Origin of the sequence: Nonomuraea zeae (assembly GCF_005889725.1) — a bacterium.
In the GTDB taxonomy this organism is placed as follows: Bacteria; Actinomycetota; Actinomycetes; order Streptosporangiales; family Streptosporangiaceae; genus Nonomuraea; species Nonomuraea zeae.
Genome location: NZ_VCKX01000427.1, coordinates 1 through 8173, shown reverse-complemented (window position 1 = coordinate 8173; position 8173 = coordinate 1). Strand labels below are relative to the sequence as shown.

Here is an 8173-nt window from a genome sequence, read left to right as displayed (position 1 = left end):
CATCCAAGACGGACAGGTGATCCTTCACAGCTCCTGACCACCACTCACCGCGAAACCCCAACCATGATCACCAGGTCGGGGTTCGCTGCCGCGTGCCCAGCTCAGGAAGGGATTTTCGGGGCAGATTTTTACGGTGCCGACACGAGGTGCCGGAGCCGCCGCGCCTCCTGCACCAACCTGCTCGACCCCTTGCGGGCCGCGACCGCCGCCACCTCCGGCAGATCCGCGCGCACCCGCCCGATCCTCGCCGCCCTCGCCCCCGCCGCCAGCAGGTCCGCGACACCTGGGCGGGGGCGTTCGCCCTCCTTGGGCAGCAGGCCGGGCAGGATGTGCGTGATCAGCGCCCACACCGCCTCGTGCGCCCCCGCCTGCGTGGCGTCCTCCAGCACCGCGACCACCCGGTTGAGCTTGAGTAAACCGGCCCCGGCCAGCTGCGTGACCGCCTCTCCCAGCGCCGCCGCCGGCACCTCGCCACGCGCCGCCAGCGTCAGCAGCGCGTCGGTGGCGGCCGCCCGGCCGGCAGCGCTCATGTGGCCCATGCCGCAGACCAGCGCGTGCGCCGTAGCCGCGCCGAGCGCGCCCTCCCCGTGCACCAGGCTCGCCAGCACCTCGACCTGCCGGTCTCGCGACTCCATCGTCTGTGGCAGGTGGGCGGCCAGGTGCGCCGCCACGAGCTCCCGATGCGAGGGCAGGACGAGCGGCCACCAGTCGAGCGTGTAGGAGTAGCCGGAGCGCGGCCCGAACAGCCGCCGGATCGGCTCAGGCAGATCGGCGGCCGGCGGCTCGATCGCGATCCGCAGGTCGTAGGCGTACCAGCCCGGGCCCTTGCCCATGGACACGCGCACCTCGGGGTCGGCCGGCCCGCCGCCGCGCATCCAGGCCGCGCAGCTGCGGCCCGCCTCCGACGTCAGCGTCTCGGCCCGCCGCGCGTCTGCGCCGGAGACCTCCCGGGGCAGCCGCAGCAGCGCCTGGGCGAGGTCGGCGGGCAGAGCCGCCACCCCGGCGGCCTCCAGCTGCTGGAGGCGGTCGATCAGCACGCCTGGATCGATGTGCCCGGTGCCCGCCGTGGGCGTGGCCAGCAGGACCGGGTAGCCGCCGCCCTCCTCGAAGTGCGGCACGAGCTCAAGGGCGCGGCTCAGGTAGAGCCGGTCGAGCACGTCGAGCGCGCCCGGCCGCCGGTGCTTCGGCCCGGCCTTCCTCGACAGGGCCTTGCTCCTCTCGGGTGCGGCGAACGCGAGGAACGCCTGCCGCAACCCCTCGGCGATGCCCTCGCGGAGCTCGCCGCCATAGTGGCCGTAATCGCCGTGCGAGAGCGAGCGCCACCACGGGCGCAGCGCCTCGCGGAGCGCGGCAGGCTCCCGGTGCGACCATTCGGCCAGGCCGGCAAGCAGGCGCTCGAACTCGTACGGGTCCGGTGGCCAGCCGAACCCGGCGATCGCGCGTGCCAGCTCGTCCGGTGAGGCGATGGGCGGCGGCAGCCGCGACGCCCGGCCGGCCGCCAAGGGCGCCGCGGCCGGAGCCTGCTCCTCCGCGAGCGCCGCGAGCTCCGCGAGCTCCGCGAGACCGCCCCCGTAGGCTGCCGAGATCTTCTCCCGCAGCTCGGCGGGCAGCTCCACCGCGGCCTGCCGGACCGCCTCGCGGCCCGGCTCCCCCGCCTGCGGGGCCACCTTGACCGCCAGGCGCACCGCCCGCTCCTGCAGCGCCAGCGTGTCCTGCACGAAGATCATCGCCAGGGCGGCCAGCACGTCGTCCACGCGTCGCGCGTCGCGCAGCACGGCGTCGCCGGCCCACGAGACGGCCGCGCGCAGCAGCTTCTTCTCCGGCCGGAACGCCAGCGCCGCCACCGACTCGGTGAACAGCTCCTCCTCCAGCCGCCCCGCCTCCTCCAGCCTCCGCAGCTGCGCCAGCGCCATGTCGGCCACCGCGGTCGGCCCCGCGGGCAGCAGCCTGGCGTAGTCTCTGGCCCGGGCGGCCGCCTCGTCGAGGTCGGGATCGAGCCGGTCGTGCAGGCCCGCGAGCGGGATAAGCGCGGCCGAGCCGTCGCGCAGGAGGCGCCTGACTAGGCCGTCGATCACGGCCGCGCGGTCCAGGAGGCCGTCACCCGTCAGCCGCACGACGGCCTCGACCACCGGCCACAGGTTGGTGGCGCCGAGGCCGTCGATCTCGAAGATGCGCGGCCCGTACGCGGCGAACAGCGGATCTCCGGCGGCTGTCGCCGGATCGAGCTCGCGCAGCCACCCGACCATGAACGCGTCCTCTTGCGGCGGCTCGGCGCCGGTCTCGCGGACGATGGCCGCGGCCACCTCCCAGTGCGCCAGGTCGGGCAGGCGCAGGCGAGCGGCGATGCGCCTGGCGACGTCGGCCTGCCACTCGGCGGGCCGGCGGCGCAGCAGGCCGAGCACGTGCTCCTCCTGGCCGGAACCGCTCGCCCACCGGAACTCGCGCCGCAGCAGCCAGGCGCTCACCGCCGCCGCGCCGCTCATGCAGGCGATGCCCGCCGCCATCAGCGGCATCCGCGCCCGGGGCCACTCCCACCAGGGGGCCGAACGGCTCTGCCTGGTGACGTAGCGAGGCAGCTCCGTCGCGATCGCCTTGCGACCGGCCTCGTCGAGCTCGGTGACCAGCCGGACCGCCCCGACGGTGTCGCAGGCGCGGGCAAGCTTGAGCAGGTCTTCCCACGCAGTCACGCGCACACCCCCCGATGAAAGCGGCGCGCCTCCAGGACAAACCGACCGGATCCGGCACGGACCTCCCGGCGGAAACGGCCGCATCCCGGACGGGCCTCGTGGTGGAAGCGGCGCGACGCAAGGACGAATCGGCCGGATCCAGCGCGAGCCTCTCCCCGAGGGCTCATCGCCAAGCCCCGCGATCGCCCGGCGGGCACACCCGCGCCGGGTGGGGTTAAGTCGCTCGAAGCCTGGTCGAGCCCTACATTTCGGACGTGTACGCACGCCGCCGCGTTGACCATGGCCGGGACACTAGCGGCCCCCGCCGACATTCTTGATCTCACGAAGAATGTCCACAATGTGATACGATCATTTTGTCATGAACAGTCATGACACCTCAGAGCCTCGCATGGTTCTCGTCGGCGACCCCGACAGCCCGGCCTCCCGCTTCGTAGCGGCCATGAACGCCGGTGACGCCCAAGCTCTCGATCACGTCTACGAGGACGACGGCGTTCTCGTCCCCGTACCCGGTCATCCCGTCACCGGTCCCGCACGCCTCGCCGCCCTCCAGCACCTGCAGAGCTTCGGGCTGCCGATGCAGGCGAGCCCAAGACACGTGTACGTCGCCGGCGACATCGCGCTGCTCATCGTGGACTGGTCGATTCGCGGCACCGCGCGGGACGGCGGCGACGTCGATCTGAGCGGCACCGCCACCGACGTCGTCCGTCGCGGCGCGGACGGCCGCTGGCGCTACGTCATCGACAACCCCCACGGCACAGCCTGACCCCACCCCGGCGTGAGCGCCATGACGCCCCGCGCCCTCCTCGCCATCCGCCGGGGAGGGCGCGCCGCACACCATGGACCGCCACCCGCCGTACGGCTCGCCGGACCAGCCCAGCCGCCCGGGATCGCGAGCCGCTCCAGGTCAGACTGCGGCGATCTTGGCCGGGTTCATCATCCACAGCACCTGATCGATGCCCTGGTCGGAGGCGTCCACGGTGAGCACGGTGAACACCTCTCCGTCACGGCGCAGCAGCGCCGCCGCCTGCCCGTTCACGGTGCCGAACTCCACCTCGACCCCCACCCAGAACCGGTCCGCGAACGCGCTGACGTACTTCGCGACCCGCGGCGCGCCCACCACGGGGAAGCGGGAGGCGCGTACGGCGCCGCCACCGTCGGAGTAGCTGACCGCGTCCGCCGCCAGGAGGTCCTCCAGCGCGGTGAGGTCGCCCGCGCGGGCGGCGGCGACGAAGGCGGTGAGCAGCCTGCGCTGCTGGGCCGTGCTCACCGGTGCGCGACGCTCGGAGACGAGGTGCTTGCGGGCCCTGCTCACGAGCTGCCGGACCGCCACCTCGCTGACCTGGATGATCCCGGCGATCTGCCGATAGGGATAGTCGAACGCCTCTCTCAGCACGTATGCCGCGCGCTCGGTCGGCGAGAGCCGTTCCAGCAGGAGCAGCACCGCGAGACCGAGGGCCTCGCCCCGCTCGGCCCCGAGGTGCGGGTCGGCCGTGGTGTCGACGGGCTCGGGCAGCCACGGGCCGACGTAGGTCTCGCGCCGGGCGCGGGCGGACTGCAGGGCGTTGATGGCGAGACGGGTGATCACCGTCGCGAGGAACGCGGCCGGGTCGGTGACGGTGGCGCGGTCGTAGCCCTGCCAGCGCAGCCAGGCCTCCTGCACCAGGTCCTCGGCCTCGGTGACGCTGCCCAGCATCCGGTACGCGATCCCGAACAGGCGCGGCCGCACGCCCGCGAAGACCGTCGCGGCCTCGTCGAGATCCGCCGGCCCGCCGGACTGGCCCGCCGATCCGGTGTCCCCCACAATGATCGCCCCTGTTCGCTGCTCGGAAAAACCCCGTACGACCCTAGCCGGACGGCGCCTCGGCCCCGAGCTCCGGTAAGGCGCCGACGTCGTCAGGAGGGGCGCGGCGCCCGGCGGTCCCCGCGCCGGGCGAGCTCCTCGTCGTCCACCAGCGTGAGCATCGGCTGGCCGGGCTCGCACAGCATCGTGACGATGAAGCGGAGAGGGACGTCGTCGCGGTGGTTGCCGTCCTGGTAGTGGATGACGTCGCCGCCCGGCTCCCAGAACGTCTCCCCGGCGCGCACGACACGCTCCGGCTCGCCCTCGATCTCCAGCAGCATCTCCCCCTCCAGGATGTAGCCGAACGCCGGGCCGGAGTGCCGGTGCGGCGGCGTCCCCGGGTCGCCCGGCGGGTACTCGATGACCACCGTCATCGCGTGCGCCCCTGCCGGGATGAACGGCGGCTCGGCCTCCTGGAGCACGGTCAGCGCCGTCTGCCAGGCGGTCGATCTGGGCTTCGGCCCGGTTCCGGGCATAGCGGTACCTCCATCAGTCATGGGTGCGGGATCCTGCGCGCGCAGGAGCGGTCAGCAGCCGGTCCTGCCCAGCCACTGCGCGTACGTGAGCTCGCCGAGGACCGCGCCGCCGCCCTCGGGGACCAGCGAGCGCTCGCTCAGCTCGGCCCCGAAGTAGGTGGCGTGCGGGTCGGTGACCACCTCGCGCGGGTCGCCCCAGGCGGCCAGCGCGCCGCGGAAGAACTCGTCCATCCGCGTCTGCTCGGGCCCGGCGACCTCGATCCGGCCGTTCAGCGGCGCACCCACCGCGGCCCTGGCGACCGCCCGGGCGACGTCGTCGCCCGCTATGGGCTGGAAGAGCACAGGAGGCATGCGGACCGTGTCGCCATCCGCGGCGGCGTCGGCGATGCCGCGGGCGAACTCGAAGAACTGCGTCGCGTGCACGATCGTGAACGGGATCGACGACTTCTCGATCAGCTTCTCCTGTACGACCTTCGCCCGGAAATAGCCGCTCTGGGGCAGCCGCTCGGTGCCGACCACCGACAGCGCGACATGATGGTCCACGCCGGCCTCCGCCTCCGCCGCGAGCAGGTTGCGGGTGGAGGTCTCGAAGAACTCCAGCGCCGCGGCGTCCTCGAAGGACGGCGAGTTGGACACGTCGATCACCACGGACGCGCCGGCCAGCGCCTCCGCCAGCCCTTCGCCGGTCAGGGTGTTGACGCCGGTCTTCGGCGAGGCCGCGACCGCCTCATGGCCGTGCTCGCCGAGCCTCGTCACGAGCTTCGAGCCGATCAGGCCGGTGCCGCCGATGATCACGATCTTCATGGACAAGCCTTCCTGTACGCCGGCGTGACCGCCCCCGATCGCCAGCTACGACCGGGCAGCCCGCCGGCCTGTGACAGATCCGGTGAAAAGTCTTCAAATTCGCTCATCACCGGTTACGGACTGTCACAAACAGAAACGCCGCAGACCAGTCAGGAACCCGTGCCAGGCCGCCACGGAGACCCGCGGCCGGCAGGGCCGCCTGCCCCGACGAGATGGACCGCGAGCCGGTCCGGTCGCCCGGCCCGCTCACCGCCGCAGGCTGCGCGGGGTCAGGTCGGTCCAGTGCGCGGCCACGTAGGCCAGGCAGGCCGGCCTGCTGTCCGGCCCGAAGCGCACCGCCCAGCCGCCGGGCACGGCGGCGAAAGAGGGCCAGATGGAGTGCTGCTCCTCGTCGTTGGCCAGAACGAGGAACTCGCCGTCCGGGTCGTCGAAGGGATTCATGGGGTCAGCTCCTAGCGGTGAGGTCGTCGAAGGCGGCACTGCGGGGCTCGATCCCGTCCATTGCGGCAGGTCCTCCACGAATGCTCTAGTTAGGGAAGCCTTGCCTAATTTGATGGCGAAGTCGGCATATGTCAAGAGGGGGCCCCGTGCCGCCGGCACCCGCGCCGGCCCGTCCCGTGCCCGATCGCTCAGGCCACCGCCGATCAGGTCACTGCTGGCCGGGCCGCCGGGCCGGGGCCGGGGCCGGGGCGGCCGTCCCGTCGGCGAACCTGCCCGGCCGGAACGACGCCAGCAGCGCCGACTCCTCCCCGAACACCTCGCCCGCCACCTCCCCCATCAGCAGCGGCGCCAGCGTCATCCCGCTGTGCGTGGCCACGATGTACACGCGCCGCCCCGCGTCGGCGAATCCGGCCACGGTGAGCCCGTCGCCGGGCATCGCCCGGGAGCCCACGACCGCCCGCTCGACCGCCGCGCCGCCGGTGCCGCGCAGGACGCCGGGCAGCAGGCGCAGCATCTCCGCCAGCACGTCGCCGGGCACCGGCGCCGCCGGGTCGGCCCGCTCGTCCAGCCGCAGGGACTGCAGCAGCACCCGGCCGCCGCCGTCCGGGCGCAGGTTGAGCCCGGCGGTGGTGAGCACCCGCGACAGCCGGGCCGGCACCGGTGCCGTGGTGACCAGGAACCCGTTGGTGACCTTGCCCGACACGGCCGGGTCGAGCATGGGGACCTGCCCCCCGGCCAGCGCCGCCACGCCTTCCGTCCAGCGCCCGGCACAGGTGACGACCACGTCGGCGGCGAATGCGCGCCCGTCGGCCAGCGTCACCTTCGCGCCGCCCGCCGCGGGCTCGATGGCGGTGACCTCGGCCCCGCACTCCAGCTCGGCCCCGCCGTCGAGGGCCTCGCCGAGCAGCCGCCCGAGCAGCCTGATCGGCTGGACGTACGCCTCGACGGGGAAGAACACGTACTCGGTGCCCGGGGGCGGGGGGACCAGGTCGGGCTCCAGGGCCAGCGCGCGCCGCGCGGTCACCCGCTCCACCGGGTAGCCCATGCCGAGCAGCCGCTCGACGCGGGCCTCCAGCTGTTCCTTGTGCTCGCCGGTGACGGCGTACTCAAGGTTGCCCGTGGAGAAGAACCAGTCGCCGGGGAGCTGGTGGTGCGCCCAGACGCCGGCGTGGTTGAGGTCGAAGTACTCCTTGGGCGTCTTGTTGTTGGCGTTGATCCACGCGACGGACGTGGACGAGGTGCCGTACCCGGGATGGCGTGCCTCCAGGATGGTGACCTGCGCGCCGCGCCGGGTGAGCCCGGCCGCGACCGCGGATCCGACGACCCCCGCACCGATGACGACGACTCGCACATTCGCTCCTGACATTTCGGGTCCTGTCACTTCTCATCCTGGTCGGCGGAGGCCTCGGTCACGCCGGTTACCGAGACGCTCATGACCGCTCGACCTCCTTCGTCCACCGGTCGGTCCAGGCGGAGCGCTCGCCGTTGACGGCGGCCCGGTCCAGCGGTTTCATCCCGGCCGCCTGCTCGGAACCGACCACCCGCGCGGCCGGCGCGGCGTCCAGCCGGGCCCACCACGTTCGCGGTGGCCGGCAACGGGATCGCACCCTCCGGCGGGTAGACGAACTTGATCGGGAAGTCCTTGTCCGCCAGCATCTCCACGCGCGAGCCGCCCCGCACCGACGCGACCGCCTGCCCCTGCAGGAAGTAGGTGGACACGTCGAACGTGAAGGCGTTCGCGGCCACCTTCCTGGTTTTTGCCGCGTGAGTCGGTTATACGCAGGCGAGACGGGGTGCGGCTAGCCCCGTTTTCCGCACGTCGAGGTGAGTGAAGATCGCCGAGTTTGCCGCAGTGATCGTCGCGCGGTATGACGTGGCTGGTGAGACAGCGCGCGCAGTGGGGTCAGGCCAGTGTCGAGAAGATG

8 protein-coding genes are annotated in these 8173 nt (G+C 73.0%); 1 reads left to right on the top strand and 7 read right to left on the bottom strand.

Annotated features, from left to right (window positions below; genetic code table 11):
* Positions 1 to 128: 128 nt before the first annotated feature.
* The gene (locus tag ETD85_RS67140) at positions 129 to 2687 is read right to left on the bottom strand and encodes a DUF7824 domain-containing protein (RefSeq protein ID WP_138698294.1); all 2559 of its coding nucleotides are present in this window, start codon (positions 2685 to 2687) and stop codon (positions 129 to 131) included.
* A gap of 358 nt (positions 2688 to 3045) precedes the next feature.
* On the opposite strand from ETD85_RS67140, the gene ETD85_RS57595 reads away from it, so the two are divergent.
* Entirely contained in the window at positions 3046 to 3450 is a 405-nt protein-coding gene (locus tag ETD85_RS57595) for a YybH family protein (RefSeq protein ID WP_138698293.1), read from the top strand.
* Positions 3451 to 3591: 141 nt separating this feature from the next.
* On the opposite strand, the gene ETD85_RS57590 is transcribed toward ETD85_RS57595, so the two are convergent.
* From ETD85_RS57590 to ETD85_RS57565, 6 genes are all read right to left on the bottom strand, one after another.
* On the bottom strand, positions 3592 to 4488 hold the full coding sequence (locus ETD85_RS57590) for an RNA polymerase sigma-70 factor (RefSeq protein ID WP_138698292.1): 897 nt from the start codon (positions 4486 to 4488) through the stop codon (positions 3592 to 3594).
* 92 nt (positions 4489 to 4580) lie between these two features.
* Entirely contained in the window at positions 4581 to 5003 is a 423-nt protein-coding gene (locus tag ETD85_RS57585; protein WP_138698291.1) for a cupin domain-containing protein, read from the bottom strand.
* A gap of 51 nt (positions 5004 to 5054) precedes the next feature.
* Positions 5055 to 5807, bottom strand: coding sequence for an SDR family oxidoreductase (locus ETD85_RS57580; RefSeq protein ID WP_138698290.1), 753 nt, complete (start codon positions 5805 to 5807; stop codon positions 5055 to 5057).
* A gap of 246 nt (positions 5808 to 6053) precedes the next feature.
* A complete protein-coding gene (locus ETD85_RS57575; RefSeq protein ID WP_138698289.1) occupies positions 6054 to 6248 on the bottom strand; it encodes an MbtH family protein in 195 nt (64 codons plus the stop codon).
* 208 nt (positions 6249 to 6456) lie between these two features.
* Positions 6457 to 7599 carry an NAD(P)/FAD-dependent oxidoreductase gene (locus tag ETD85_RS57570; protein WP_138698288.1) on the bottom strand — a complete coding sequence of 381 codons (1143 nt, stop codon included), beginning with the start codon at positions 7597 to 7599 and terminating at the stop codon, positions 6457 to 6459.
* Between the two features lie 26 nt (positions 7600 to 7625).
* Positions 7626 to 7994 (bottom strand): hypothetical protein, encoded by a 369-nt coding sequence (locus tag ETD85_RS57565; RefSeq protein WP_138698287.1) that lies wholly within the window; start codon positions 7992 to 7994, stop codon positions 7626 to 7628.
* Positions 7995 to 8173: the final 179 nt, after the last annotated feature.

What these genes read in the sequence shown, in the direction of transcription:
- ETD85_RS57595 (WP_138698293.1), top strand. Translation starts at nt 3,046, where the DNA reads ATGAACAGTCATGACACCTCAGAGCCTCGCATGGTTCTCGTCGGCGAC.
- ETD85_RS57585 (WP_138698291.1), bottom strand. Translation starts at nt 5,003, where the DNA reads ATGCCCGGAACCGGGCCGAAGCCCAGATCGACCGCCTGGCAGACGGCG.
- ETD85_RS57580 (WP_138698290.1), bottom strand. Translation starts at nt 5,807, where the DNA reads ATGAAGATCGTGATCATCGGCGGCACCGGCCTGATCGGCTCGAAGCTC.
- ETD85_RS57575 (WP_138698289.1), bottom strand. Translation starts at nt 6,248, where the DNA reads ATGAATCCCTTCGACGACCCGGACGGCGAGTTCCTCGTTCTGGCCAAC.